Source organism: Nocardia bovistercoris (assembly GCF_015674855.1).
GTDB lineage: Bacteria > Actinomycetota > Actinomycetes > Mycobacteriales > Mycobacteriaceae > Nocardia > Nocardia bovistercoris.
In genome coordinates this window covers 24850-51641 of sequence record NZ_JADMLG010000026.1, presented here as the reverse complement: position 1 = coordinate 51641, position 26792 = coordinate 24850, and the positions used below count along the sequence as shown (strand labels likewise).

24 protein-coding genes are annotated in these 26792 nt (G+C 67.0%); 16 read left to right on the top strand and 8 right to left on the bottom strand.

Going from position 1 to position 26792, the window contains the following annotated elements:
• Positions 1–553 precede the first annotated feature (553 nt).
• The 15 genes from IT779_RS35465 to IT779_RS35395 all read left to right on the top strand — a co-directional run bounded on the left by IT779_RS35465 (position 554) and on the right by IT779_RS35395 (position 18308).
• Positions 554–1267 (top strand): AfsR/SARP family transcriptional regulator, encoded by a 714-nt coding sequence (locus tag IT779_RS35465; RefSeq protein WP_196153869.1) that lies wholly within the window; start codon positions 554–556, stop codon positions 1265–1267.
• A gap of 179 nt (positions 1268–1446) precedes the next feature.
• On the top strand, positions 1447–2061 hold the full coding sequence (locus IT779_RS35460; protein WP_332839108.1) for a TetR/AcrR family transcriptional regulator: 615 nt from the start codon (positions 1447–1449) through the stop codon (positions 2059–2061).
• Positions 2062–2252: 191 nt separating this feature from the next.
• Positions 2253–4517: an MMPL family transporter gene (locus IT779_RS35455; RefSeq protein WP_196153868.1), complete on the top strand. Its 2265-nt coding sequence runs from the start codon at positions 2253–2255 to the stop codon at positions 4515–4517.
• Between the two features lie 19 nt (positions 4518–4536).
• The gene (locus IT779_RS35450) at positions 4537–5031 is read left to right on the top strand and encodes a hypothetical protein (RefSeq protein WP_196153867.1); all 495 of its coding nucleotides are present in this window, start codon (positions 4537–4539) and stop codon (positions 5029–5031) included.
• Positions 5032–5069: 38 nt separating this feature from the next.
• Complete coding sequence (locus IT779_RS35445) at positions 5070–6953, top strand: YhgE/Pip domain-containing protein (protein ID WP_196153866.1); 1884 nt, start codon at positions 5070–5072, stop codon at positions 6951–6953.
• A gap of 181 nt (positions 6954–7134) precedes the next feature.
• A complete protein-coding gene (locus tag IT779_RS35440; protein WP_332839107.1) occupies positions 7135–8757 on the top strand; it encodes an aldehyde dehydrogenase family protein in 1623 nt (540 codons plus the stop codon).
• 15 nt (positions 8758–8772) lie between these two features.
• Entirely contained in the window at positions 8773–9909 is a 1137-nt protein-coding gene (locus tag IT779_RS35435) for an acyl-CoA dehydrogenase family protein (protein ID WP_196153864.1), read from the top strand.
• Between the two features lie 10 nt (positions 9910–9919).
• On the top strand, positions 9920–11179 hold the full coding sequence (locus IT779_RS35430; protein ID WP_196153863.1) for an aspartate aminotransferase family protein: 1260 nt from the start codon (positions 9920–9922) through the stop codon (positions 11177–11179).
• Positions 11180–11192: 13 nt separating this feature from the next.
• Positions 11193–11708 (top strand): type II toxin-antitoxin system RatA family toxin, encoded by a 516-nt coding sequence (locus IT779_RS35425; RefSeq protein ID WP_196153862.1) that lies wholly within the window; start codon positions 11193–11195, stop codon positions 11706–11708.
• A gap of 28 nt (positions 11709–11736) precedes the next feature.
• Positions 11737–12213 carry a hypothetical protein gene (locus IT779_RS35420; protein WP_196153861.1) on the top strand — a complete coding sequence of 159 codons (477 nt, stop codon included), beginning with the start codon at positions 11737–11739 and terminating at the stop codon, positions 12211–12213.
• Positions 12213–12716: a flavin reductase family protein gene (locus IT779_RS35415; RefSeq protein ID WP_196153860.1), complete on the top strand. Its 504-nt coding sequence runs from the start codon at positions 12213–12215 to the stop codon at positions 12714–12716. The genes IT779_RS35420 and IT779_RS35415 overlap by 1 nt, the downstream gene beginning before the upstream one ends.
• 43 nt (positions 12717–12759) lie before the next feature.
• Positions 12760–13818, top strand: coding sequence for a DUF2156 domain-containing protein (locus tag IT779_RS35410; protein ID WP_196153859.1), 1059 nt, complete (start codon positions 12760–12762; stop codon positions 13816–13818).
• A 7-nt stretch (positions 13819–13825) separates the two neighbouring features.
• Positions 13826–15172 carry an NAD(P)/FAD-dependent oxidoreductase gene (locus IT779_RS35405; RefSeq protein WP_196153858.1) on the top strand — a complete coding sequence of 449 codons (1347 nt, stop codon included), beginning with the start codon at positions 13826–13828 and terminating at the stop codon, positions 15170–15172.
• A gap of 6 nt (positions 15173–15178) precedes the next feature.
• A complete protein-coding gene (locus IT779_RS35400) occupies positions 15179–16948 on the top strand; it encodes an NAD(P)/FAD-dependent oxidoreductase (RefSeq protein WP_196153857.1) in 1770 nt (589 codons plus the stop codon).
• Positions 16949–16961: 13 nt separating this feature from the next.
• The gene (locus IT779_RS35395; protein WP_332839106.1) at positions 16962–18308 is read left to right on the top strand and encodes a cation:proton antiporter; all 1347 of its coding nucleotides are present in this window, start codon (positions 16962–16964) and stop codon (positions 18306–18308) included.
• Between the two features lie 65 nt (positions 18309–18373).
• On the opposite strand, the gene IT779_RS35390 is transcribed toward IT779_RS35395, so the two are convergent.
• From IT779_RS35390 to IT779_RS35360, 7 genes are read right to left on the bottom strand one after another with little or no spacing between them, the layout of a single operon-like run.
• A complete protein-coding gene (locus tag IT779_RS35390; protein ID WP_196153856.1) occupies positions 18374–18853 on the bottom strand; it encodes a hypothetical protein in 480 nt (159 codons plus the stop codon).
• Positions 18850–20112 carry a DUF58 domain-containing protein gene (locus IT779_RS38990; protein ID WP_196153855.1) on the bottom strand — a complete coding sequence of 421 codons (1263 nt, stop codon included), beginning with the start codon at positions 20110–20112 and terminating at the stop codon, positions 18850–18852. The genes IT779_RS35390 and IT779_RS38990 overlap by 4 nt, the downstream gene beginning before the upstream one ends.
• Positions 20109–20609, bottom strand: a complete 501-nt coding sequence (locus IT779_RS35380; protein ID WP_196153854.1) for a hypothetical protein — start codon at positions 20607–20609, stop codon at positions 20109–20111. The genes IT779_RS38990 and IT779_RS35380 overlap by 4 nt, the downstream gene beginning before the upstream one ends.
• Positions 20606–21529 carry a DUF4129 domain-containing protein gene (locus IT779_RS35375; RefSeq protein WP_196153853.1) on the bottom strand — a complete coding sequence of 308 codons (924 nt, stop codon included), beginning with the start codon at positions 21527–21529 and terminating at the stop codon, positions 20606–20608. The genes IT779_RS35380 and IT779_RS35375 overlap by 4 nt, the downstream gene beginning before the upstream one ends.
• Positions 21516–22523: an AAA family ATPase gene (locus tag IT779_RS35370; protein ID WP_196153852.1), complete on the bottom strand. Its 1008-nt coding sequence runs from the start codon at positions 22521–22523 to the stop codon at positions 21516–21518. The genes IT779_RS35375 and IT779_RS35370 overlap by 14 nt, the downstream gene beginning before the upstream one ends.
• 4 nt (positions 22524–22527) lie before the next feature.
• A complete protein-coding gene (locus IT779_RS35365) occupies positions 22528–23382 on the bottom strand; it encodes an ABC transporter permease (RefSeq protein ID WP_196153851.1) in 855 nt (284 codons plus the stop codon).
• A gap of 5 nt (positions 23383–23387) precedes the next feature.
• Positions 23388–24260 carry an MlaE family ABC transporter permease gene (locus IT779_RS35360; protein ID WP_196153850.1) on the bottom strand — a complete coding sequence of 291 codons (873 nt, stop codon included), beginning with the start codon at positions 24258–24260 and terminating at the stop codon, positions 23388–23390.
• Positions 24261–24956: 696 nt separating this feature from the next.
• Between IT779_RS35360 and IT779_RS35355 the strand changes: the two genes are divergently transcribed.
• Positions 24957–25778: a lysophospholipid acyltransferase family protein gene (locus IT779_RS35355; RefSeq protein ID WP_232542395.1), complete on the top strand. Its 822-nt coding sequence runs from the start codon at positions 24957–24959 to the stop codon at positions 25776–25778.
• Between the two features lie 11 nt (positions 25779–25789).
• On the opposite strand, the gene IT779_RS35350 is transcribed toward IT779_RS35355, so the two are convergent.
• On the bottom strand, positions 25790–26755 hold the full coding sequence (locus IT779_RS35350) for an alpha/beta hydrolase family esterase (RefSeq protein WP_196153848.1): 966 nt from the start codon (positions 26753–26755) through the stop codon (positions 25790–25792).
• Positions 26756–26792 lie beyond the last annotated feature (37 nt).

Sequence of the window (26792 nt, the reverse complement as noted above, 5' to 3'; positions counted from 1 at the left end):
AGTAACCTACCGAAATGTCTGTTTGGCATAGGGGGCTCGAGGATATGGCGTGATAGATGATATCGTGTGGAAATATGTCGACCGCCGCGAAGGTGGCCCTTTATAGGTAGCCGCCATCGCGATCGGGAAGACCGCAGTTCCGGGGGCGCGCGAGTGAATCCGACGAAGTCGTGTTCGATGTGCGGGCCACATAGAAACCTGACGGTCGGTACTGCTAACCGGTGGTGTCGCCGTCCGGTGGCGGCTGCCTGCGGCGGCGTCGGGTACCGAAAATGCGGGCGGATCGAAGCGGTGGTAATACGATATAGGGTTCGCCGATATACTCGGCGGAATATGTGCATATAGTGACAGGCTTTTCGGCCTAGTTTGTTCCGTAGAAGTGACATCGATGAATTGGGGCGGTGCGGCGCGCGAGAACATCCGAAAGCCCCACGAGGCCGGTTGACATTCTTGGCCGCCGGATGCCGCCCTCGCCGAAAGAAGTCTGGTGCGTATGTCAAGAATCGAATTCAGGATACTCGGTCCGGTTCAACTGGTAGTCGATGGAATGGAGGTGGCGATTCCGGGGCGAAAGCTCAAAGGAATCTTCGCCGTGCTGGCGCTGCGCGTGGGGGCCGAAGTGCGTCGAGACGAGTTGATCGAGGAGCTCGATCTCCTTCGCTCGACCGGGAACGCGGCGAACACGCTGCACGCGCACATGAGACGCCTGCGGCGTTGGTTGCGCGACCACGCGGGTGACGCCGCCATGCTCGAGTCGACCTCGGCCGGATACCGATTGAATGTGCCTCGGGCCGCGGTCGACGCGCACTGCTTCGTCGAGCGCGTGGAACACGCCTTGAATCTGAGTCCGTCGGCGCCCTTCGTTGTGGCCGCGATCGTCGAGGAGTCGCTCGGCTTGTGGCGCGGTGACGCGCTCGTCGATGTGGTCGACGGGCCGCTGGCGGCCGCCGCGGCGGCGGAGCTGGTCCAGGCGCGCCGCGCCGCGCGCGAGGCGCTTCTCGAAGCCTGGGTCACATTGGGTGAATACCGCCGAGTCATCAAGAACGCCAATCTCTTCATCATCGACGACCCGCTGAACGAACTCACGCGAATGCATCTCATCACCGCGTTACGGCAGGAAGGGAGACATGCCGAAGCGGTGGAGGCGTACCGGTCGGCCGAGCAATTCCTGCTGGCCGAATTGGGCGTCGGTCCGGGGGATGGGATGCGGAAGGCGATGAGTGGAATCGCGTGCCGTCCGCTCGGCTCTCCGTCCGGCTCCACCTGAGCGTTTCCGAGTTCGGCCTTTCCGAGTTCGCGGCCACGCGCCCGTGTGGCGCGCGGAGTGGGGCCGCGCTCGACGAGCGACACCGCGCCATCAAGCGACACCGCGCCATCCTGAACTCCTTTCAACTGACCGACTGAAGGTCATAGACCGACCACGAGTCGGTAAGTATGCTATCAGCTGTGGGCGAGGTCAAGGCGAGCAGGCGTGACATGTACGCGGCGCTGACGAGGACGGCGATTCTCGATGCGGCGCGAAAGTTGTTCGTCGAGAACGGCTTCGACGCGACGTCGGTGGACGACATCGCGCGCGAGTCGCAGCTCAGCAAGGGGGCGGTCTATCACCACTTCCATGACAAGCAGCAGGTCTTCGCCGAGGTCTACCGGGCGGCGGCGACCGAAGTGATCAGCGTCGTCGCCGCGGCGGCCGTCGCCCCCGATCTCGAACCTTGGGAGCGGGCCGAGGTCGCGGCGCGCACCGCGCTGAGTCGCTACGCCGCCGAGCCCGACACTCGGTCGCTGCTGCGCCAGGTCACCGGTGTCCTCGGCGAGGAGCGCACGCGCGCGGTCGATTCCGAGATCGCGTTGCCGCTGATCCGCGGCCTGCTGGAGGAATTGAAGAGGCTCGAGCTGCTGCGTCCGGTCGATGTGGAGACCACGGCGCAGATGGTGTTCCGTCTGTTGGCCGAGGCGTCGTTGGCGATCGCGCTCGCCGCCGATCCCGATGCCGCCTCGCGTGAGGTCGAGATCGTCATGCTCAGCATGCTGCGAGGTCTGCGAGCGGACGCGAGCCCCTAGGCGCCCGTCCCGTCTCGTGCCCGAAAGGGCCTGTGCCGCAGTTCGATACCCGCATCGAGCTGCGGTTTTCTTTTGCTGCCGCCGCGACGTCGCCGCAGTCTGCCTACCCTTGACAGGTGAGCGACTGCAAGTATGCTACAGACTCAGAGTCTGTCAATTGACTGCCTCGGTGAGAAGGTGGGAGGGCTGCGGTGGTTTGGACTGTGTTGGCTCGGTTCGCGCTGCGGGCGCCACGGGCGATCGCGCTGGTCACACTGTTTCTGGGACTCGGCGGCGTGGCGCTGGCGCTGCCCGCGATCAACGGACTACCCGCGGGCGGCTTCGATGTGCCGACATCGGAATCGATGCGGGCCGAGCGGGTACTCGACGAGCGGTTCGACGCGGGCGGGATGCCGGTCGTCTTCACGGTGACCGCAGACGCAGGCGTCGACAGCCCGGCAGCTCGCGCGCGCGGTGAGGCGCTGGTCGCGGCACTGCGCGCATCCCCGTACGCGAAGCAGATCATCTCGTACTGGACAACGCCGCAGCAGCAGTTGGCCGAACCGCTGGTCGGCGTCGACAAGCGAACCGGCCTTGTGCTCGCCAGGATCACCGGGGGCGACAAACTCGCCCCGGACCGCGCTCGCGCGCTGGCGACCTCCGTGCCGCTGGACGCCGACGGCGTCACCGTCGCCGCGGGCGGACCCGCCATGGCCTACAGCGATGTGGAGCGCCAATCCCGTTTGGATCTCATTCGATTCGAGGCCATCGCCACCCCGATCACCTTCTTGGCGCTGGTCTGGATCTTCGGCAGCGCGGTCGCCGCACTGCTGCCCCTTGCGGTCGCGCTCGTCGCCACCGTGGGTACCACGGCGGTGCTGTGGCAGATCTACAAGGTGACCGACGTCTCGGTCTTCGCCACCAATATCGCGACCGCGGTATGCCTCGCGCTGGCCGTCGACTACACGCTGTTCATCATCAACCGCTACCGCGAGGAACGGGCACAGGGCGCCTCGACGGAACGCGCGCTGATCACCACCATGAACACCGCGGGCCGCACGATCACCTATTCGGCGATCACGATGGCGCTGATCCTGGCGGCGATGGCGGTATTCCCGCAGTACCTGTTGCGGTCGCTCGCCTACGGCGGCGTCACGGCGGTCGTGCTATCGCTGATCGGCGCGCTCGTACTCGCGCCCGCCCTGATCGTGCTGCTCGGCGACCGCATCGACGCGCTGGATATTCGTAAGGCGTTCGGGCGGCGCTCCGATCCGGGAGCGGGTTCGGAGGAGCGGTCGTTGTGGTATCGCATCGCCGCCGTCACTTCTCGGCGCCCGATCGCGGTGGTCGGCGCGTGCTTGCTGATCCTGCTGGTGCTCGGCCTGCCGTTCCTCGGGGTGAAACTGGCCTATCCCGACGACCGCAATCTGCCGACCACGACCCTGTCCAGACAGGCCGGTGACGTACTGCGGTCGAACTTCGCGCAGAATTTCGCGGGCACCGCCCAGGTCGTGTTCCCGTCCGGGTTGCGCTCGCCGTCCGCGGTCACCAACTACGCGATGGAACTGTCGAAAGTGGACGGGGTGCTTCGGGTCACCGGGCCGAACGGAATCTACGAAGGCGGCCGGGTGATCAGCGCGGCGACCTTCGACTCGGCCATGCGCGGCGACGCCGCCTATCTGACCGTCACGACCGACCGGGATCCCTACTCCGATGCCGGAAAGGCGCAACTCGGCGCGCTCCGTGAGGTTCCGGCGCCCGCCGACACCCTGTTCGGCGGCATGACCCAGCGCAATCTCGACAACCTGCACGGTTTCACGAATCGGATTCCGCTGGTGCTCGGGATCATCGTCGTGGTCACACTGATTCTGACGTTCCTGATGACCGGCAGCCTCGTGCTTCCACTGAAAGTGCTTTTCACCAACCTGGTTTCGCTATCGGCCGCCGCGGGTGTCGTCGTCTGGATCTTCCAGGACGGGAATCTCGGTGGTCTCGGGACCGTGGTCTACGGCCATACCGGCGTCATCGTGCCGGTGCTGTTGTTGTGCATCGCTTACGCGTTGTCGATGGACTACGCCGTCTTCGTGCTTTCCCGAATTCAGGAGGAATGGGAGCGCTCGCGGCGCACCGTCGAGGACAACAACCGAGCCGTCGCGCTCGGGCTGGCCCGCACCGGACGGATCGTCACCGCCGCGGCGCTCGTCATGGTGATCGTATTCCTCGGTCTTTCGGCGGGGCAGGTGTCGTTCATGCGTGCCCTCGGGGTCGGACTGATGGTGAGCATCGTCGTGGACGCCTTCCTGGTGCGCGGTTTCCTGGTGCCGGGATTGATGGCGCTGCTTGGTCGATGGAACTGGTGGGCTCCCTCGGTTCTTCGCAACTGGTACGAGCGGCACGGGTGGCGGGAGGCGCCGAGCGAGCCGCGCCGGGGCGAGACGGTGACGGTGACGGCGGAAAAAGAAATGATCAGAGATTGACATGGTGAAAGGAAATCCCATGAAACGAGTGGTCTCGACGCTCCTGTTCCCCGCGCTGACGGTCGCGATGCTCGCTGGTTGCGCGAGTGAGCAGAAGGCGGTCGAGCAACCAGCGCAGGCGACCGACGCGGCCGCAGGCGCCGATTGCTCCAAGGGCGGAAAGTTTCCGCAGTCGCCGACCGTCGCCCATCTCGATGGCTTGTTGCGGCGCGGTTTGGACCCGAATATCGGTTCGGCCGACAAAGTGGACCTGATGCAGGGCGGTGCGGGTGATCCCGACTTCTTCAACCGCATGCTCGACGCGCTGAACAAAGCGAGCTTCACGGTCAAGATCAACAACGTCACCGATTACTGCGACGGCACCGCGAACGCCGATGCCACCTTGAGTTTCTACGGACAGCCCAACGACAGCCAGGTTCCGCTGATCGCGGAAGACGGCAAATGGAAACTCGAACGGGTGTGGTCCTGTGGGCTCGCCGCGAGTCTGCAACAGACCTCGCCGATCTGCGCTTGATCCGGCGGCCCGACGACCACCGAGAGGTTCTCGTTCCCATGCACGATTCCGACACTCGTCGGCGGTCCCTGTTCGGGCTGCGCGCGGTCCTGCTGTTCGTCATGATCCTGCCGCTGGTCGGCGGGGCGGTCGCCGCGCATTTCGTCACCGAGAGCACGGCGGCCCGAAGCAGGCCGACGGTCGCGATCGTCAAGCCCGCCAAGGCCGCACCCGACTCCGCGGGCGCCAAGCTGGCCACCGCGTTGACCGCCGATTCCGGGTATCGCTGGGAGGTGACGAGCGCGACCGAAGCCGCGAGCGGACTGGCCGATCGGACCGTGTTCGCGGCCGTCACGATTCCGGACGCGTTCGCGACCGGAGGTGCGCGGCCGGGCGCGGGCGGCGGTAAGCCGAGCGCTTCGGCCGACACCCGCGTCAGCGTCTTACCGAGTGGGGACGCCGCGGATCCCGACTACACCCGACTCGAACAGGCGGTGGCCGCCGCGTCGGTGCGCGCGGGCATCGAGGGCCTGCTCGTCTCGGTTTCGAAGGCGCGGACGAACCTCAATGTCGCCGCGCTGACCGCAGCCGGGCTCAAGGCCGCCGCGCTGAACGCCGACGGCACCGTCAACGAGGTGCTCAACAGCGTGAAACAGCTTTTCGGACAGACCGATCCGCTCGTCGCGCAGGCGGAGAACCTGGTAGCGGCCATGAACCAGTATTCGACGCTGCTCGACGAGTTGACCGGCAGGCTCTCGACTTTCGCCGACGGCATGCGCGGTGTCACCGTCACCCTCGGCGACCTGCAGAGCGGTGTTTCGACGGCGCAGAGCGGCCTGGACGCGGTCAACACCATGCTCGAGGCGACCGCGACGGCGCGGGCCGAGTTGGGTGCGGTGCTACGGCCGATCGTCGATGTGTTGCGCGCCAGCGGATTACCGGATGGTCAGCGGGTCGGCGACCAACTGAGCGGCATCTTGACCATGGTGAACGGCTCGAGCGACGGGCAGATCACCGACGGCATCGGCACGCTCGAAATCGGTGCGCAGGTGTTGGACAGTCAATTGCAGGACATGTCCCAGCTGCTCGGTCGCCCGGTCGACGCGCGGACCACCGTGGTCGAGCTGCTGGATCTGGCCGTGGCGCGGCTCGGCGAGATCCGCGGTCTCCTGCGGGACGGGGACACGACGATCAATCAGGTCATGGTGCAGTTGGACGCGGCCCAACAACTGATGCCGACCATGGAAGGCCAGATCCGCGAACAGCTGGAGCAGTTGAAGGCGGTCACCGCGCAGTTGGTGATCTCGCTGAACACCGGCGTGAACGGGCTGCCGGACACCTCGCCCGCCACCGCCGAACGGCTGAGCAACGGCCCCGTCACCGCGGCGGCGCAGGCCGATCCCGGTCCGAACGTGGATCTGCTGCGCGCGATGTCGGCGTTGCTGCTCGGCGGCCTCGCGATCGCGTTGGCGCGACCGGTGCTGGCCGAGCGCCTCGAGCGCGGGGGTTGGGCTCGTGGGCGGGCGGGCGCCGCCGCCTCGGCAACGGCCGGGCTGCTCGGTCTCGCCTTGGCGTTCGTCCCGTATCTGTTCATCGACGGTGGCGGCCCGCTGCTGTTCGTCTGTGCGCTGACCTGCGTATTCGCCGCGATCGCTTCGACAGCCGCGGCCTGGCGGTTGTTCGGGCGGATCGGTGTGGTCGCCGTGGTGGCGTTGATCGCCGCGGCGGTGGTCTTCGATGTCGATGATCTCGGTGCGAGCGCGCCCGGCATGCGGCTGGTTCCGGGTAGCTATGTGTTCACGGGGCTCGACTCGTCGCGTATGTCCGGTTCGACCGCCATGTCGGTGCTGTCCATCGCGGTGCTGTTCGCGTGTGGAATCGCCGCGACCGTCGCGCACGTCGTCTACGCGCGAGCGGAATTCGGCCGCTACTCTCTGCGGTAACTGAATGCGATGTGATGCGGCAGGCCGGGGGATAATGAAATTCCAGCGAAATCGCCGCATCGGGACTTTCAGAGGCTTTTCATTCCCGTGATCGACACTGGCTGACGACATGATCATTCGGATCATGTCGTCGGGCCGGTCGGTCGCACCGGCCACCAGCGGTCAGTTTCTTGGGGGCTACATGACAGCCGATGCGCTAGACAATGCCGTCGTATCGTCGAAATTCTATACCTACGGCAGTTACATAGCAGGTCAGAACGTCCACGGCGAAAAATGGGTCCACGTGATCGAGCCGCGATCGATGTTGGATGATTCGTTCGCCAGCCTGTCGCTGAAGCGGCGGCTGGACAGTGGTGAAATCGCGATTCCCGATCTGGATACCGACCTGGTCGTCGGTCGGGTGGCGGTAGCCGACGGCGATACCGTCGCGGTCGCGTTGGCCGCGGCCGCCGCGGCGGCGCGGGAATGGCGGACATTTCCCTTGGCCGTGCGGATCGATGATTTTCTCGAACTTCTCTCCGATAAATTCGACGAGTACGGCGCGGAGTTGACGCACCTGCTGACCCTGGAGGGCCATCCCCGCGAACTGGCCGAGTGGGAATTGTCCGGGATGCGCACCTACTGTCGCCCGGAGTCGCGCGACTACTTCCGCGAGCAGATGTGGCGTGAATTCGATGTCGAAGGGCGGCGGCACATCGTGCGCCGTCAGCCCGACGGTGTGGTGTGCCTCAACCCGCCCGCGAACGCGCCGATGGCGAGCGCCCTGCTCGGCGCGCTCAGCATCGCCGCGGGAAATGCCCTGGTGGTGCGGGCTCCCCGCTCCGCGCCGCTCGGGGTCATGTTCGCGGTCAACGAGGTGATCGCCCCCGTACTCGCCGAGATCGGCGCCCCGAGCGGCGTGCTGAACGCGCTCTGCGGCGATCCCGAGCCACTGCTCGACGCCTGGCTGAACAGTCCGCGAGTGGATGACATCATGTATTTCGGCAGCTCGCGCAACGGCATGCAATTCGAGCGTCGGTGCATCGAAGCGCGGAAGAAGCCCATTCTGGAATTGGCGGGCAACGATGTCGTCGTGGTGTGGAAGGATTCCGTTCTCGAGCATGTCGCCCAGGCGCTGATCGAGGCATTCTACGGATCCGGTCAGCTCTGCATGATTCCGAATCAGGTAATCGTTCATCCGGATATCGCCGAAGAATTGCTCGCGGAACTGGTCCGAGCGGCCGATGGTCTTCGGGTGGGTTATCCCGACGAATCGGATGTGCTGTTGTCGCCGGTGTTGCGCCACGACAAATTCTTTGCCTGTCTGGAAGACGCGGTCACCAAGGGCGCGACGGTGGTTGCGGGCGGAAACGGTTTGGCGCTGGACGGGACGCAGGATTCTGCGGGCTTCTTCCTCGAGCCGACGATCATTCGCGTGAATGGACTGGAGAATTCGCGCGAACTCGATGCGGTGCGACACGAGACGTTTTATCCGCTGCTGCCGGTGATCGTGCCCGAACCCGCCGAGGATCAGGTTCTGCTCGACGCCGTCGTCGACTTCGTGAACTCGAATCTCTACGGGCTCCGGAATTCGTTCTGGGCCCGCGACCCCGAGGTGGTCGACTATTTGCTCGCCCACATCGTGAACGGCGGCCTGCTGAAGTTCAACGACTCGCACATCGCGTTCGGCGCGGCGCTGCCCTCACACGGGGGCACCGGCCTCACCGGCGGCGCGTTCGGCGAGGCCAACTATCCCGGCCTGCGCACCACGCATCTGCAAGGCGTAGCCATCGTGGCCGAACAGGCGCGGCCCAAATACCGGTAGGAGATTTCCGACACCATGCGTTGTCTCGAATTCGCGGACGCGATCTGCGATACCCATCTGCCCGGACTCCTCGACGCGCTGTCGGCGATACCGCTGGCGGATCTGGAACGTCCCGGCAGCCCGGCGCTCGACTTGTTCCGCCGCCACGGCGGCCCCGCGCTGCTGATCCCCAAGGCTTACGGCGGCATCGGAGTCGGGCCGGTGGACGCGGTGCACGTGGTCAGGGCGATCAGCGCGCGGGCGCCCTCGCTGGCCGTTGCCACCGCCATGCACCATTTCTCGGTCGCGACGATTTTCACCCTGGCCGACAGTCTGCGTTCCAGCGGCCTCGAATGGGCGCTGCTGGAAGGCGTCGCCGATCAGAATCTGCTGATCGCGTCGGCGTTCGCCGAGGGTAATCCCGGACAGGGCATTCTGAATTCCACGGTCACCGGTCGTCGCGTCGAGGGCGGCATCGTGGTGAACGGTTCCAAGCGGCCGTGCAGTTTGTCTCGATCCATGGACCTGCTGTCGGCGGGAATCTCGGTGGTCGACGACGCGGGCAGGCGGGAGAGCGTCGTACTGCTGTTGCCCGCGGGCGCGCCGGGAGTCTCGATCCATCCGTTCTGGGGGACCGACATACTCGCGGGCGCCGAGAGCGACGAGGTGCGCCTGACCGACGTCTTCGTGGACGAGAAGTTGGTGATGCCCGCGACGGTGGGCGGCCAGGGGGAGTTGGACGAACTCCAGACCGTGGGGTTCATGTGGTTCGAGATGATCATCGCCTCCTGCTACCTCGGTATGGCCTCGGCGCTGGTCGGGCGTGCTTTCGCGAAGCCGAAGCTGAGTCAGGAGCGCGCGGCCGAGCTCGGCATCCGCGTGGAGACCGCGGCGATCCTGCTGGAGAGCGTCGGGCGGTTGCTGGCCGACGGCGATACCGACAACGCGAGTCTGGCCAAGGCGACCATCGCGCGCTACGGCGCCGAGGACGCGATCGTCGATGCCGCGAATCAGGCGGTGGCGGCACTTGGTGGCGTCAGTTTCATCTCCGCGCCCGACATCGCCTATCTGTCGGCCGCGTGTCAATGCGTGCGCTTCCATCCACCTTCGCGGGTGTCGAGTCTGGACGCCCTGGTGGCGAGCTTGTCCGGCGCCGTGTTCCGGATCAAGTGAGGAATCGATCATGACCGAGACGCAACTCACCTCCGACTACGACCGGGTCGCCGCGACCTATCGCAGGAACCTCAGCAGCGGTCGCGCGCGGCTCGCCGACATGCTTGGCGGGCACCTCGAAGTCGAATCGAAGGGGGCCTGGATCACCGTCGCGGACGGGCAGCACTTCTTGAACGTCGGCGGCTACGGCGTGTTCATCACCGGCGCCAGGCATCCGATCGTCGTCGCGGAGGTCGAGCGGCAGCTGCACAGTCATCCGATCAGCAGCCGTCTGTTTCTCGAACCCGCGCTCGGCCGGGCGGCCCAGATGCTCACCGCGACCACCCCGCCCGGCCTGAACCGGGTGCACTTCTGCAACTCCGGCGCCGAGGCGACCGAAGCGGCCATCAAATTGGCGCGCCTCAACCAGCGTCCGTTTCTGATCTCGACCGTCGGCGGCTATCACGGCAAGACCATGGGAGCGCTCTCGGTGACCGGCCGATCGGTGTTCCAGGATCCGTTCCGGCCGCTGCTGCCCGATGTCGCGCATGTGCCGTTCGGTGACACCGCGGCCTTGGCCGCGGTGCTCCGAGAGCATCCCGAACAGGCGTGCGTGATCTTGGAACCGGTTCAGGCCGAGGCGGGGGTCGTCCTGCCGCCACCCGGTTATCTCGCGGCCGTCCAATCGCTGTGCGCGGAGTACGGCGCGCTGTTCGTGCTGGACGAGGTGCAGACCGGCCTCGGCAGACTCGGTCTGTGGTGGGGCGCCGAGCGTGAGTCGATCCGCCCCGATGTTCTGCTCTCGGGCAAAGGACTCGGCGGAGCGGTGATGCCGGTCGCGGCCGTGATCGCGACCGACGAGGTGTTCAGCGGTCTGGATCGCGACCCGCTGCTGCACACCTCGACGTTCTCGGGTGCGCCGATCGCGATGGCGGCGGTCTGTGGCGCGCTGCGCGCCATCGAGGAGGACGGCCTGGTCGAGCGGGCCGCTCGTCTCGGCGAGATCTTGTTGCGCGAGATCACGCGCATCGTCGACCGATATCTGTCCGACCTCGGTGCCCGGGTGCGCGGCTCCGGCTTGCTCATCGCCGTCGACATCGCCGAGCCCGGCGTCGCGGGTGAGCTGCTCATCGAGCTCGTGAAAAACAATGTCGTGGCCAATCTTTCGATGAATTCTGATTTTGTCCTGCGCTTCACGCCACCAGCGGTATTGAGCGACAACGAGGTCGACTTCTTCTTGAACCGCTTCGAGGTGGCCGCACGGGCCACCGCCCAGTACGGCAATCGGTAGAAAGGGTTCACCCATGCGAAGTCTGCACATCGAATTACGCTCCGAAACCGTCTCGGCGGACGAGGCGTTCAGCCGGATCAGCGATTTCGAGCGCTACCCGGGACTCGTCGACGAGGTGCGCGACGTCACCGTCCGCACCAGGGAGGACGGGCACCTGGTCAGCGATTGGGAGGTCTTCTTCCGCAATGGCCCGCTGCGCTGGTCGGAAATCGACTACGTACAGCCGGATCGGCGCCGGATCGTATTCGAGCAGCTATCCGGCGACTTCCACATGTTCCGCGGCGCCTGGACCGTCACCCCCGTGAACCACGGCAGCTGTGTTCGTTTCGAGGCGACCTTCGATTTCGGAATCCCCAGTCTGACCGGGATTCTCGACCCGATCGCCACCAAAGTGCTGAAGGAGGGGATCGCGATCATCGTCTATTCGCTGCTCGGCGGCGCGACGGTGATCGGGGATCCGGCCGTCGAGGCGGCGGTCGCGCGGAAGGTCGGCGTCACCGAGGAACCGGCTCGCGTGCTGACTCGCTGAGTTCGCATCGCATTACCGAGGGATTGAAATGGACAGTCTCAACCGCTTCGAGAGCAAGACGACCCACCGACTGATCCGCTTGGAGTACGGCGTCGGGCTCGCCGTGTCGCTGGCGCTGTTCGCGTTGCATCTCGATGAAGTCCGTTGGCTACCGGCCATCTTCCTGTTCGCCTACATCGACGTCATCGGCTACCTGCCGGGGCTGATCGCCCATCACCGGTCCGAGGACGGTGAGGTCGCGCGCGTCTACTACGTCCTGTACAACGTGATGCACAGTGTCACAACGCAATCCGTCGTGGTCGGGCTCTGGCTGCTCGTGTACGGATTCGAATGGGCGCTGCTGGTCGTGCCGATCCACCTCTGCGGTGACCGGGCGTTGTTCGGGAACTTCATGAGGACCTTCTACGCGCCGTTCGAGCCGAAGAAATTGCCCGCCTTCGCCGAATTCGAGCGGACGCTGACCGATCGAACCGCGCGCGGCGCCGAGACATTGGAGCGCATCTGATGCTGGTTCAGGCGGACCGCGGCACCGCACCCGCACCCGAACGGTGCCTGCACCTGTACCGGAAGTTGGCGGCGGGTGTCGCCATCCTGTCGGCCGAGGCCGCGACGGGCCCGGTCGGCCTCACCGCGTCGACGGTGACATCGCTGTCGTTGAATCCACCGCTGGTCGTCGCCGGGCTCTCGGTGGGCTCCTACACACTCGCCGCGATCGAACGCGCCCGCACGTTCGCGGTCCATCTGCTCACCGAGGAACAGGCGGAGATGGCTGCGGACTTCGCCTCGCCGACCGGCTCCCGATTCGAGAGCCACGAGCACGACTACATCCTCGGCGTCCCCGTGCTTCGGCACACGCTGGCCTGGTCGGTCTGCTTTCTCACCGACGCGCGCCGGTACGGCGACCACGTGTTGATCGTCGGCGAGCTGGCCGCGGTCGGTGTCACCGAGGGGAAGCCGCTGATCTGGCACGACCGGACCTTCGGGCGACTGACCGGCGCCGTGGACTAGGTCGAATCATCGCTGAGCGCACGACGAAATGTGGAGCCGAAACATGAAATTGACACCGACGCAGCACCCTTCGACGCGATCGGGGGGCGGCGGACCGGCCGAGGCGACCGTCGCCGACGCGCACGCCGCGCTGCGCGAGCACGGGCAACACTCGTCCGGATTTCTCGCCCTCAACACCGGAAACGACTATTTCGCGGCCGAAGGTCTGTCGGGCGTCATCGCCTACCGTCCTTTCGGTCGTGGCTATTGGGTGCAGTTCAGCGGTCCCATCGCGTCGCCCGACGCGTGCGCTCCGCTCGAAGACGCCTTCCACGAGGCGGCCGCACGGGCGGGGCGACGGGTGCTGAAGGTGCAGTTGCTGCGCGGGGACGCCGAGCGGATCGCGGCGGACGGGTATGTCGTGAACCAGTTCGGCTCCTCCTACAGCATCGACCTGTCCCAGTTCGGGTTGATCGGCGGCAAGTTCCGCAAGACCCGCAGTATGGTCGCGCGATCGCGCAAGGCGGGCGTCACCGTGTCGGAGGTGGACCGGGAACGCTCGGCGGACCCCGGATTCGTGGCGCAACTCGACGCCATCGATGCGGCATGGTTGCGCGACAAGGGCAAACACACGAAGGAACTGCGATTCCTCATCGGCCAGCGCGGCGGCCCGATGCAGGAACACCGGAAATTGTTCGTCGCCGAGTTGGAGGGGCGGCTGATCGCCTATTTCAGTTTCTCGCCGGTCTACGGTCGGCAACACGGCTGGCTGGCGGATCTGGAACGGCGACTGCCCGACACGCCGCCGGGTGTCGCGGACCACCTGTTCTCCGACGCCGCGAAGAAGATGTACCGGGAGGGGGCAGGCTGGCTGCATCTCGGACTCACGCCCTTCGTCGGTCTCGAAGCGGAACACGAGATTGCGAACGGCCGCAGTCGGATGGTGGGGCTGGCGCTGAACTCGATCCGTGAGTACGGCGGCGCCCTCTACCCGGCCGATTCGGCGCTCTCGTTCAAGCTCAAGTGGCGCCCGCACCTGGTCACTCCCGAATACGTGGCCTTTCCCAAGCGGTTTCGCCTGCGGGACGCGTGGTGCCTGGCCCGTACCACCAACGCGCTGTGAGGGCCGGATGACCGAGGTCACCCGGACGCTCCGGGTCGGCGTTCCGGTGTGGCGGCCGGAGGTTCCCGTCGTGCACCGCGCACCGGTGTCGGGGAGTCGCCGCTGCCATACCGCTGTCATCGGTGCCGGTCTGACCGGTCTGTCGGTCGCCCTGCGGCTGGCGCAACGGCATCCCGATCGCGACGTGGTCGTCTTGGAAGCCGCTCGGGTCGCGAGCGGCGCGAGTGGACGCGGCACCGGATTGGTCGGCCCGCGCATCGGCCCGCCTCTGCGCACGGCGCGCAGACGGTACGGCGACGAACGCGCACGCGCACTGCACATCTGGTCGGAACGGGCGGTCGAGCACGTGATCGCGCTCTGCGCGCGCCACCATATCGATTGCGGGCTGACACCGGGCAGCCAGTTGCTCGTGGCCCGTGACCGTCGCGCCAGGATCGCGATGGAACGGGAATCGGCCGCCGCCGCGGCGCTCGGCGTGCGGCTCACCGTGGTCGCGGCGGACGAGATGCCCGCGGGCGCGGGGCGTAGTCTCGGCGGGCTCAGATACGCACCCGCCGCGACGGTCGACCCGGCGGCTTTCGCGACCCAGCTGGCGTTCGCCGCCGAGCGACTCGGCGCCACCGTCCACGAGAACAGCCCGGTACGCCGGATCCGGCACGGCGACGGCCCGATTCGACTCAGCACCGATGCGGGCGAGGTGCTCGCCGACCGGGTGGTCGTCGCCGTGAACGGTTCGGGCGCGAATTCCCGCACCGGGGTGCTCGGGATGCGGGTGCAGGCCGCGGCGACGGTGCCGCTGACCAATGCGCAACTCGCCGAACTCGGTTGGCTCAGAGACGAGCCGCTGGCCGAGATCGGCGATCTCGCGCCCTACTATCGGCTCACCCCCGAGGGCAGGCTCGTGGTCGGCGGTGGTCGGATCGAACGCGGCGCGCACGGTTCCGATCCGCTGGATGTGGAATATCTGCGTGCCGCGGTGCGCGCACTGCACCCCGTCGTGCGGGACGTACCGCTGGAATACGCCTGGTCGGGCCCGATCGGCATGACCCTCGACGCCATGCCCGTGATCGGCGCGCGCGGCGGCGGCGAGATGGTCGCGGTCGGCTGGCGCGGCCACGGCATCGCGGCATCGACCTACGCGGGCACGCTGCTGGCGGATCGGCTCGGCGCCGAGGACGGCTCGGCGCCGGAAGTGTTCCCCATACCGCGCGGTCGCGCACCGGCGCTGCCGTCCATCCGGCCGGTACTGCGCCTGCTCGACCTGTACCTCGCCCGACTCGGCCGCGCGCGGGATCGCGCGCTCGACTCCCCAAGCCACGACAGCGGCGTCGTCCGCATCGATCGAAGGAGATAGGAAGACATGAGCAGCAGGAAATCTCGTCGATTCGACGTGGCGGTGGTAGGCGGTGGCATCGGCGGCTCGATGCTTGCCGCTATCCTCTCCCGCCACGGGGTACGCGTGGTGATCTTCGAGGGCGGCGGTCATCCGCGCTTCGCCATCGGCGAGTCGACCATTCCGGAAACCACCCTCGGCCTGCGAATCCTGGCCGCGCGCTACGACGTTCCCGAGATCGCCGACATGGCGGCCTACGGCTCGGTGCGGCGCAAGATCAGCAGCGCGTGCGGCGTGAAGCGCAACTTCAGTTTCGCTTGGCACCGCGAGGGCGAGCCGTTCCGCGCGCAGGAATGCACCCAGTTCCCGGCGCTGAGCGCACCGCTCGGCCCCGACGTGCACTACTACCGCCAGGACGTGGACGCCTGGGCGTACCAGTTGGCGCTGTCCTACGGCGCCACCGGATACAACCACACCTTCGTCGGCGAAGTGCGCTTCGACGACGACGGCGCCGACATCGTGACGGTGGACAAGGGCGAGTTCCGCGTCGACTACGTGATCGACGCCGGCGGCATCAACAGCGTGCTCGGCAAGCAACTGAGCCTGCGGGTCGAACCCGCCGAATACAAGACCCGAACGCGCACCCTGTACGGCCATTTCGTCGGTGTCGAACCGTTCGACAAGGTCGCTCCGCCGCGCCGGGAACACAAGATGCCGCAGCCGTTGGCGGGCGGCACGCTGCACCACCTGTTCGAGGGCGGCTGGGTGTGGGTCATCCCGTTCGACAACCACCCGCAGTCCACGAATCGCCTGTGCAGCATCGGTATCGCGCTCGATATGGACCGGTATCCGGTCAACGAGGACGAGACGCCGGAGGAGGAGTTCTGGGCGCACGTCAACCGGTTTCCGACCTTCGCTCGCCAGATGAACGGCGCGCGGCCGGTGCGGCCGATCGTCCGGACCGGGCGGGTCCAATTCCAGTCGAGCAAGGTCGTCGGTGATCGCTGGTGCCTGCTCCCGCACGCCTCCGATTTCATCGATCCGCTCACCTCCAGCGGCCTGTCGGTCACCGCGGCGGCCGTGCATTCGCTGGCGCACCGCCTGATCGACGCCGTGCGCTCCGGCGACTTCGACACCAAGCGCTTCGAGTACGTCGAGACGCTGGTGAAGAAGAGTTTCGCCTACTACGACACGCTGGTTCGGAACAACTACACCTCGTTCGACAGCTTCGAGCTGTGGAACGCGTGGTTCCGCGTCTGGACCATCAACACCCTCTACGGCAGCAACGGCATGATGGAGGCGCTGTTCGCCTTCGACCGCAGCAAGGACCCTTCGGTGTTCTCCGCCCTCGAGCAGGCGCCATATCGCGGCGTGCAGGGCCAGGACAATCCGGCGGTCGCCGAGATGTTCCGCACGGCGTCTCAGGCCATCCAGGACTATCGCGACAAGGAGATCGAGACCGACGAGGCCTGTGCGCGTATCTATCGCGCGCTGCGCGAGAGCGGACTCGTGCCGTCGAGCTGGAAGCAGTTGGACCCGACGGTGCGCTCACCCGCGACGTCCCTCACGTTGATCCCCATGGCCCGGGTCCTGGCTTGGGGCAAATACCGCAGCCCAGAGCAGGTGCGCGGCCGGTACTTCGAGCACGGGTTGACCGAGGTGCTCAGCAGGTCCGGCGCCTTCTACGGCGCCGAACTGCGCCACGGTGCGAGTACCGCGTTCCACGCGACACGCGACCTGATCTCGATCCGCAACCGGGACTGGCGCAGGATCGGCGCCCGGATCGCGCGTCGATGAGCGGGGGCAGACGGTGAATCTCGCCGCCGGACCGATCGCGACCATTTCCGCGCACAGTCTGCTGATCTTCCTCGTGCAACTGCTGGTGCTGCTGCTCGCGGCGCGCGCGCTCGGTGCGCTCGCGATGCGGTGCGGCATGCCGAGGATCGTGGGTGAACTCCTCGCGGGTGTGGTCCTCGGACCGTCGCTGCTGCGGAATCTCGCCCCGTCGTTGTCGGACTGGTTGTTTCCGACCGAGCCCGAGCAACAGCACCTGATAGACGCCGTCGGTCAGGTCGGGGTGCTGCTGCTCGTCGGGCTGGCCGGAATGCAGTTGGATCTCGGGCGGTTCCGGCACAAACTGCCCGCGGCGGCGAAGGTCAGCCTCGCCGGTCTGCTCGTGCCCTTGGCGCTCGGTATCGGCATCGGCGTCCTCGCACCGTCGCCGTTGCGTCCCGATGGCACCGACGAGTGGGTGTTCGCGCTGTTCATCGGCACCGCGCTGTGTGTTTCGGCGATACCGGTCATCGCGAAGACGCTGATGGAGTTGAACCTCACGCACCGCAACGTGGGGCAGCTCATCCTCACCGCGGGCATGGTCGACGACGCGGTCGGCTGGTTGCTGCTGTCGGTCGTGGCGGCCGCCGCCACGCACGGCCTCGGCATCGCGACGGTGCTGACCTCCTTGGGCTGGCTGCTCGCGGTCACCACCTTCGCGCTGACCCTCGGCAGGCCGCTGGTCCGGCAGATCATGCGGCGCGCGGAAGCCACGGGTGACTCGACGAATGTGATCGCGGTGGCGGCGGTGCTGTTGCTCGGCGGTGCGGCCGCCACGCACTCGATGGGGCTCGAAGCCATTTTCGGCACCTTCCTGTGCGGTGTGCTGATCGGCTCCAGCGGCATCCGGCTGCATGCGCTCGCTCCCTTGAACACGGTGGTGATGGGCGTTCTCGCGCCGATCTTCTTCGCGACCGCGGGTTTGCGCATGGATCTGTCCACGCTGGTGACGGGTCCGCTGCTGCTGGCCGCGCTCGTCGCGGTGTTCGTCGCGGTCGTCGGCAAGTTCGTCGGCGCGTGGATCGGCGGGGCGTCGAGCGGACTGTCGCGGCGCGAGTCGGTGGCGCTCGGCGCCGGTATGAACGCTCGCGGCGTCATCGAGGTCGTCATCGCCATGGTCGGATTGCGGCTCGGGGTGCTCGGCACCGAGGCGTATACGATCCTGATCCTGGTCGCGGTGGTGACCTCGATGATGGCGCCGCCGTTGCTGCGGTGGGCGATGGCGGGTTCGGCCCTCACCGCCGAGGAGGCCGAACGGGAGCAGCGGTCGATGGCGCTGACCGCGACCGAACCGGCGGTTCCGGCGCGGCCCGAGCCGGGCTGAGCGCCACCTTCACATCGACAGCGCGACCGTGGCGGAACTCGTCCCCCGCTACGGTCGCGCTGTCGTCACTGTGACGTGTCCGCGCCGCGCCGAGCTTCGAGACGGGGCATCGACCGTGCTCGCACCAGACGTAGTGGCACAACCGCCGCGATCACCGCCACTACCGGTACCGCGGCATGTACCCACGGTAGCGACGCATCCATTTCGGCCACCGTCGCGGCCGCCGCCCCGAATCCAACCGCCCCGATCAGACCGGTCGACAGTTCGCGATTCTGGCCCTCCGTCCACCGCGTCCGCGAACCGACGAGGTAGACGGTCGCGCCGAGTCCGGCCAACAGCGCCGCCGATGTATCGCAGCGCAGGACAGCGAGAGCTGCTGCAGTCGTGAGCACCGCCGCACACGCCGTCCACGCGCTGCGCACGCCGAGCAGTCCGAGTACGGCGATAACCACCGCCGAGCCGAATCCGAAGGGTGTCGCGTGGACAGCGCATGCCCCGCACATGGCGGTCACGCCGGTCGCGGTAGCGAGAACGGTCGGTCTCATCGTGGCGACCCGCCGTCGACGACTTCGATGCCTGCGGCGCCCAGATCCCGGTGCAGGCCGATCCGTTCGAACGTCCACAGGCGGGCGACCAGCGGGTCCGGGTGATCGTCGAGAAGTGCGTCGGACATCACATCGGCCACGATCACCTGGTGACCGCGTTTGCGTAACTCGAACAGCGCGAGGGTGAATCCGCTGTCCGACAAGCCGGAGAACGCGACGACCGTCGTGTCGGCGGATATCGCGACGCGCGGCGGAAGGGTTCCGGTGAACCTCGTCAGTGTTTCGCTCTCCGGGTTCAGCAGCGCCGAGACCGTCGCGGAGAACTGTCCGCGACCGCCGCGCACGGGACACCAGCCGCTGATATCGCCGATTCGTACCAGCCCGACGCGATCTCCGGCGCGCAAGGCCGACCCGATCAGTTCCGTGGCGCCGCGCACCGCGCGATCCAGCGGCTCGAACGGATGGTGCGCCCCTTCGAGCGTCGCGTCGAAGACGACCACCACATCGTTGGCCAGTTCGCGGTGCCGTTCGGTGACCCGCAGCGCACCGTGGCGCGCGGTGGCACGCCAGTTCACCGATCGCAGCGGGTCGCCGGGAACGAATTCGCGCACATCCGCGAAATCCATGCCGGAGCCGGTGGACCGCGCGCGATGCGCACCGATCCGGGTCCGTGTCGAGACGCCCCGCGCCGTGCGATCCCCTTCCGCCCGCGGGTAGACCATGATCTCCACGAGGTCGTGCCGGGTGCGCAGGACGCCGAGCCCGCCGGTACTCGTCGTCGTCTCGACGGGGATCGCGTACCGACCCCACCGGTGCGGGCGGACCTCGACGGTGGCCGATGTCGCGGTCCGCGAACGTGTTTCGAGCGACAGCCCGCGCACCGGACTCGGCCGCGCCGTGACCGATACGCCTTCCGGTCGCGGCGTGACGAGGAAATCGAGGGCGAGGTCGATGGTGTCGCCCTCGAAGCAGGTGATGGCCTCGTCACCGGTAGAGACCGTCATGGTCACCGTCATCGACGGCGTCCGCCAGCCGATCGCCAACAGCCCGATCAGCGGCGCCGCGAAGACCACGAGTTCCGAACGGCCGAGCGCCACCGCCAAAGCCAGCACGAAACCGGACGTGGTCGCCGCGCAGATCGCCGAAGTGGTCGGATGGCAACGCGCGGTGTCCGCGGTCGAACGCCGGTCCGCGGACGGGGGCGCCGGATCCCCACCGCGGACCTCGTGTGGGGGATCGTGACGAGTAGCCGGGGTCACAGCCGCTCCAGCCGGTCTAGGATGCGGATGAACAGCTCTCGACCCGGACCTTCGTCGTCGCGCGCGGTCACGGTGGCCGCAGCCGGGTCAACCCAGCGCCACAGCTCGAGCCCGAGTATTTCGTGGCCGAGATCTGCTGCGGCGCTGTCGGTTCGAGCGCGATCACCGAGTGCGGACCGGAATTCCCGCGCGAGCATCGGTCTGACTCGACTATCCCATTCGGCCCTCGAACCGTCGACGTGCCGCAGCAGCGCCTCGGCGCGGATCCGTCGTCGCGCCTCGGCTCGAGCCCAATCGTCCTCGGTCGCGGGTGCGGACGCCCGCGATGGCGTCGCACTGGTCGCGAGTACCAGGACCGGCACGGCCACGATCGCGCCCGCCGCCACCGCGAGCACCTGCGGGGCCAGGTCGAGCGCGCCGTGCTCGGTGGCGACGCCGAGCGCGGCGATCAGCGCGGCGGGCGCCGATGCGACGAGCAGCGCCCGGTCGAACCTCATCGGACCGGCTCCAAGCCGTCGAGTACCGCGTCGAGGAGGTTGCCCGCGGCCGCGCGATGCGCTTCGGTCATCGGGTGGGTGCTGAACCTGGCCTCGGCGAACAGCGCGACCAGTCGAGCAGCGGTGTCACCGCCGACGATGCCGATCCCGACCGCGCGCGCGAGAACCTCCGACGGGGTATCCGACGCACGCGGCGACAGCGCGGGTAGGGCGCTGAACTCCTGTTCCATGGCGCGATAGCACGCGAGCACGGCCGCGCGCGGATCTTGTCGTCGGTCGATAATCTCGGTCTGTGCGCGATGGGCCGCGTGAGCGAGGCGTTCTTCCGTCCTCGCGGTGTCCTCCGGCGCCGTGCCCGCCCGCCTGCCGGAGCGGATGACGACGCTGCCCGCGCCGACCAGCGCCGCCAACATCGTGACCGCCGCCACCGCGCCCAGCGCGCGCAACGCGCTGTTGTCCAGTGGCTGCCGGCTTTCCTGTTGCGGCGGTGGTGAATTCGAGCCGCTCGGTGACTGTGTCGAGTCGGCGCCCTGATCTACCCGCTGTTCCACGGGAGCGCCGGGCAGTAGCAGACTCATCGTCGCCACCGCTGCCGTCGCGACGAGAACGACGGTGGCGAGCACGATGATTCGCCGGAAAGGTAACCGGCTCCGCGGCGTCCGGCGTCGCTGCTCGGCGACCGCGACCCGCTCTCGGTTGCCCGCGAAGGATGACACAGACAGACCGATGATGACGACGGCGATGGCCGCCAACACCGCGAGCGGCAGAATAGACTGCGCCGTAGCGGAATTCGGAATATCGTCGCTCGTCTCGGAGATCGGTCCGCGCAAGCCGAGCACGAGTACGAGCACGGTCGAAAGCAGCGCGGCCGCCCGAATGCTCCGGCGCCACAATGCCCGACCCTTCTCAACTCGCGACAAACCCCGCATCCCTCCTGTGCGAACCGCTGGGATCGGCGCGCGGCGCGGGAACCTGGCTGAGCACCTCCTCGACGATGCTCTCGCCGCGAATCCGGCGAACCCAACTGTCGGGGCGCAGGGTGATGCGGTGCGCGAGTGTCACGCTAGCAAGCGATTTCACGTCCTCGGGCACGACGAAATCGCGACCGTGGATCAGCGCGTTCGCCCGCGAGAGCTCGAGCAGGTCCAGCTCCGCGCGCGGACTCGCGCCGACTTCGGCTCTCGGGTGACTACGCGTCGCGCGGATCAGGGCGACTATGTAGTCGAGTACCGCGTCATCGACGCTCACCGTGTCCACGGCGCCGCGCAGCCGCGACAGCAGCGCGCCGTCGAGGACCGGACGAGCGGAGACATCCGCGCCCCGCAATCGTCTGCGCAGCAACGTCTTCTCCTCGGCGGCGTCGAGATAGCCGAGGCGCAGGCGGATCGCGAACCTGTCCAGCTGCGCTTCCGGCAGCGCGTAGGTTCCTTCGTTCTCGAGTGGATTCTCGGTGGCGAGCACCAGGAATGGCGTCGGCAGCGGCCGTGTCACGCCATCGACGCTGATCTGCCCCTCGGCCATCGCCTCGAGCAGTGCCGACTGCGTTTTCGGCGGGGTTCGGTTGATCTCGTCGGCGATCAGCAGATTCGTCACGATCGGTCCCGGCCGGTACTCGAAGACGCCCCCGTTGGCGTTGTACACCGTCGAGCCGATCAGGTCGGCGGGCAGCAGATCCGGCGTGAACTGGACCCGCTTGGATTCCAGCCCGAGAACGGTCGCGAACGATCGCGCGATGAGGGTCTTGCCGAGCCCAGGCAGGTCATCGATCAGCACGTGCCCGCCCGCCACGATGGCGGCGAGCATCGTGCGCAGCGCTTGCCGGTTACCGACCACTACGCGGTGCATCTCGGTGAGTACCCGCTGCGCGAGCTCACCGCCCAGTGCGGTTTCCTCGGAATCGGTCGCGAGTGTCATTGCGCTACCCCGAAATCCTCGCCGCACCGGCTGTGACGCCCCAGAACGTCAGCGTGAGAGCGAGATTCGCGAGCACGGTGACGATGATGGACATCCTGATCGCCCGGCCGGCCGCGACCCCGACCCCTTCCGGCCCGCCCGAGGCGAAATACCCGTAGTAGCACTGGATCGACACCGCGAGCACCACGAGGACGACCAGTTTGGCGATCGAATAGAGCACGTCCGTCGGCACCAGGAAAAGGTCGAAATAGTGGCCGTAGGTGCCCGGCGCGACATCACCGATCACCGCGACCGTCAATTCGGTGGAAATGTAGGAAACCGCCAACGCCGCGACATACAGCGGCACGGCGGCGATGCTCACGGCGATGATGCGCGTGGTCACCAGATACGGCAGCGGGCGAATGGCGATGGCCTCGAGCGCGTCGATCTCCTCGGAGATGCGCATCGCGCCCAACTGCGCGGTGAATCGGCACCCGGCCTGCACGATGAACGCTTGTGACGCCAATAGCGGGGCGATCTCCCGAGTGCCGCCGAGCGCGGCGATGGCGCCCGAGATCTGTCCGAGCCCGAGCAGGTCGAGATTGTTGAACGCTTCGATACCCACCGTCATGCCGCCGAACGCACACAGTACGGCCATGACGCCGACGGTCCCGCCACCCGCGACCAGAGTCCCGTTTCCCCAGGTCACGTTGGCGGTCAGTCGGGAAACCTCTTTCCTGTAGTACCGCAGCGCTTGTGGGACGGCCAGGATGGACGCGATCACGAAGTGGACGAGATGCCCCATGCGAGCGATGCCGCGCGCGGGAGCCGACACCGCCGCGGCGGGCTGTGACACCGCAGGCGTATAGGTCGATGCCATGGTCTTCACACCTCGGTCGGAAGAAGGATGTTGTAGATCTGCGAAATGACGACATTCGCGCCGAACAGCACGAGCGCGGCTTGGACGACGGTGGCGTTCACCGCGTCGGCCACCCCCGCGGGCCCGCCGCGAGCATGCAGTCCGTGATAGCCGGCGATGATCGCGGTGAAATATCCGAACAACGCGGATTTGAACAGCGCGATCAGCAGATCGTTGGTGTCCGCGAATCCGACGAACGCCTGAATGAACGACCCCGAGGCGCCGTGCTGGGCGAAGACGAAGAACCCGTAGGTGGCGACGAAACCGACGAATACCACGAACCCGCAGAGCATCGTACTGACCAGCACCGCGGCGACCATCCGAGGCGAAACCAGCCGCTGGACCGGATCGATCGCCATCGCCCGCAGCGCATCGATCTCTTCTCGGATGGTCCTGGCTCCCAGATCCGCGCAGATCGCCGACCCCACCGCCCCCGCGACCATGATCGAAGTAACCAGCGGCGCTCCCTGCTTCACCACTCCGATGCTGACCGCCGACCCGACGAACGAATCCGCCCCCACCTGCCGAATGACCATACTGACCTGCAACGACACCACGACTCCCATGGGAACCGCGACGATCATCGTCGGAATCGCCGACACACTCGCCATGAACGAGCACTGCCTGACGAACTCCCGCCAGTTGAACCGCCCTCGCACCAGCGCGACGGCCACCCCGACCGTCAAGGAATATCCCATCGCCAGCTGCTGACCGAAGGTATCCATGGCACGCCGTGGATGCTCGTCCCACAGTTTCCCGGCAACGCCCCGAGACCTATCGGTACGGACGACGACGCCCGAGGCCCGCGACGTGGAGGTCTTCTGCCCGGACTCCCGCATCGCCACTCCTCGACATACCTGACTACATTGACATACTGAAAGTCTTATACCGACTATAAGTATGTAAGCGGACCGATGGTTTGTCCACTGTTCGAGCGGCGGTCGGTCTGCGGGGGCCGATGTGACCACTGGTCGTCGCGATGCCCTTCGGGCTCGGCTGGAAGGGCGTCGGAACGATTAGCGCCGATCGAAATTCGTGGGAAGCCGAAGGTTCCATATCCAGACGGGTTGCCGTGGCGGTGACGACTGCCAGGGTGGTGTCTGCTCGGTTGCCTCCAGCTCTCGGCATCGGTTGGGAAACAACGAGATTCGGGTGCCGATTCGATTCGCAAGGCTTCGTTTCGGGGCCTCCGAACATTCTCCTCGGTCTGGATCGGGGAGACGGCGGGATAACGCATCGGGTCGTTCCGGCGCCCGAACTGCGGGTTCGCGCGACGCGAGGGGCGTGGTCCGGTGAGCCGGAAGGCCGCCGGGGAGCGCACCCTCGCGCGTGCGCGCGGAGGGTAGCGGTTCGGCTGCGGCCTGCCGAGTGGCTACTCCGTCACACGCCGATAACATGTTGTGCTGCTATGGGTTTCAGTATTCTCATCGATGGGTAGGCAACGTCGCCGCTCGCTTGTTCGTGTAGGGCGTACAGGAGAGAGAATGACTACTACCGACAGTGCATCGGCCGCGTCGCTCAGTGACGGAGCGCCGATGAGGATTACCTTCGGCCCCGACGATCTTCGCCGGGTCGATCGGCTCGTTGCCCCGATGCGGGCCTGGTTCAGTCCTCGGTTCTACGGGTTGGACAACATTCCGGCGGAGGGGCCGGTGCTGCTCGTGGCCAACCACTCGATGATCGCCTTCGATTGCGGCCTGTTGATGACCGAGATCATGCATCGGCACGGTCGTGTCGTGCGCGGGCTCGGGGATCACGCGCTGATGGATCGGCCCGCGATCCGCCGGGCGGTGCAGCGGATCGGCGGGGTGCGTGGCACCCGCGAGAATATGCGAATTCTGTTGTCTCGCGGGGAGATCGTGCTGGTACTGCCCGGCGGCAGTGCCGAGGCCATACGGCGCAAGCACGAGCGGTATGCGCTGAAGTGGAAGGGGCGCACCGGATTCGCCGAGGTGGCCATCGAGACCGGCGCCCGGATCGTGCCGGTCGCGATGGTCGGCGCCAACGACGCCTACGACGTGGTCGTGGACGGCGAGCATCCGCTGATGTGGCCGATGCGGTGGTACGCGGCGCGCCGCGACCGCTCCGCCATCACGATGCCGATCTTCCGCGGTCTCGGTCCGACGCTGATTCCGAAACCGCAGCGGTTCTACTACTCCTTCGGCGAGCCGATCGACGCCACTCGATGGCGCGGTGCGGGGGAGGGCGCGCTCGAACTGCAGTCGGCGGTGCGGGTGGCGGTGGAGAAGGAGTTCGCCTTCCTGTTCGCCGAGCGCGACCAGGATCCCGGGCGCACCATGAGCGGTCGTGGGCGCCAGGCACTGAGCAGCTACGTGCGCGGTCTCCGACGCGGCTGACGATCCCCGCCTCAGGCGGGAAGAGGGTGGGCCTGGAAGAAGTCCCACATGATCCGCGTGGCATCGATGGAGGTGGTATTGGGTCCGACGAGCGCGGCCGGGTAGGGCGATGACGTGCTGCCCGGCCAGACGTGACCGCCGCCGATGATCGTGTAGAGCACGACATCCGCGCCGCCGGGGCATGCGTAGGTGTGGACTACGACGTCGACCGCGACCTGCTGTTCGGTCGGGTCGGCGCCACAGCCGTTCTGCCGTGCCCAGGTGGCGGCGTTATCCGGGATCGCGGGTAGATCCACCGTCTGGGCGGGTACGCCCGGTGTGTCCCGCAGCAGTGCGCCGATGCCGCCGGTATAGGCGAGCAGCGGGTCATCGGTGCCGTGGAAGGCGACGAGAGGTACCGGCCGAGCCGGGCTGCAGCCGGGCAGTATCTGCAGCCCGGCGACCGGCGCCACGGCGGCGACCCGGTCGGCGAGTCTGCAGGTCAGGGCAACGGCGGTGATGCCGCCCATGGACATGCCGGTGACGAAGACCCGCCGCTCGTCGATACACGCGGTCGAGCCGACCTGGGTGATCAGGGCGGACAAGAATTCGAACGTGCCGTCGTTCGAATCCAGCGGCCACACCGGGAACGGGCTCGCACCGACCTGCGGGGTGATCGTCACGAAGCCGTGGCTCTCGCCGTAGGCGGCGAGCCCGGTCATGAGGTGGGCAACGGCGGGCGGTTCGTTGTATCCGTGCAGGTCCAGGACCATTGGCATCGGGAGATCCGTTGGGCCGGTGGGGATGTCCTGGATATAGCCGCCGGCGAGACCGGCGGCCGAGAACGGGTGCAGTGACCGGCCGGGTGTGTGCGCGGAGGCGCCGCAGCCGGGTGAGGCGCTCGGATCGCCGTGTGTACCGGTATCTTCCGCGTCGGCAGTGGCAGCGGTCAGCGCGAGCGTCGCCACGGTGATCCCGACTACTATGGCGGAAATCATATTTTTTCTCATGAGTAATGATTGCGGCCTGCGGGCG

Coding starts and splice junctions, on each gene's coding strand:
- IT779_RS35450 (WP_196153867.1), top strand. CDS start 4,537: ATGAAACGAGTGGTCTCGACGCTCCTGTTCCCCGCGCTGACGGTCGCG.
- IT779_RS35445 (WP_196153866.1), top strand. CDS start 5,070: ATGCACGATTCCGACACTCGTCGGCGGTCCCTGTTCGGGCTGCGCGCG.
- IT779_RS35440 (WP_332839107.1), top strand. CDS start 7,135: ATGACAGCCGATGCGCTAGACAATGCCGTCGTATCGTCGAAATTCTAT.
- IT779_RS35435 (WP_196153864.1), top strand. CDS start 8,773: ATGCGTTGTCTCGAATTCGCGGACGCGATCTGCGATACCCATCTGCCC.
- IT779_RS35430 (WP_196153863.1), top strand. CDS start 9,920: ATGACCGAGACGCAACTCACCTCCGACTACGACCGGGTCGCCGCGACC.
- IT779_RS35425 (WP_196153862.1), top strand. CDS start 11,193: ATGCGAAGTCTGCACATCGAATTACGCTCCGAAACCGTCTCGGCGGAC.
- IT779_RS35420 (WP_196153861.1), top strand. CDS start 11,737: ATGGACAGTCTCAACCGCTTCGAGAGCAAGACGACCCACCGACTGATC.
- IT779_RS35415 (WP_196153860.1), top strand. CDS start 12,213: ATGCTGGTTCAGGCGGACCGCGGCACCGCACCCGCACCCGAACGGTGC.
- IT779_RS35410 (WP_196153859.1), top strand. CDS start 12,760: ATGAAATTGACACCGACGCAGCACCCTTCGACGCGATCGGGGGGCGGC.
- IT779_RS35405 (WP_196153858.1), top strand. CDS start 13,826: ATGACCGAGGTCACCCGGACGCTCCGGGTCGGCGTTCCGGTGTGGCGG.
- IT779_RS35400 (WP_196153857.1), top strand. CDS start 15,179: ATGAGCAGCAGGAAATCTCGTCGATTCGACGTGGCGGTGGTAGGCGGT.
- IT779_RS35390 (WP_196153856.1), bottom strand. CDS start 18,853: ATGAGACCGACCGTTCTCGCTACCGCGACCGGCGTGACCGCCATGTGC.
- IT779_RS35380 (WP_196153854.1), bottom strand. CDS start 20,609: ATGAGGTTCGACCGGGCGCTGCTCGTCGCATCGGCGCCCGCCGCGCTG.
- IT779_RS35370 (WP_196153852.1), bottom strand. CDS start 22,523: ATGACACTCGCGACCGATTCCGAGGAAACCGCACTGGGCGGTGAGCTC.
- IT779_RS35365 (WP_196153851.1), bottom strand. CDS start 23,382: ATGGCATCGACCTATACGCCTGCGGTGTCACAGCCCGCCGCGGCGGTG.
- IT779_RS35360 (WP_196153850.1), bottom strand. CDS start 24,260: ATGCGGGAGTCCGGGCAGAAGACCTCCACGTCGCGGGCCTCGGGCGTC.
- IT779_RS35355 (WP_232542395.1), top strand. CDS start 24,957: ATGAGGATTACCTTCGGCCCCGACGATCTTCGCCGGGTCGATCGGCTC.
- IT779_RS35350 (WP_196153848.1), bottom strand. CDS start 26,755: ATGATTTCCGCCATAGTAGTCGGGATCACCGTGGCGACGCTCGCGCTG.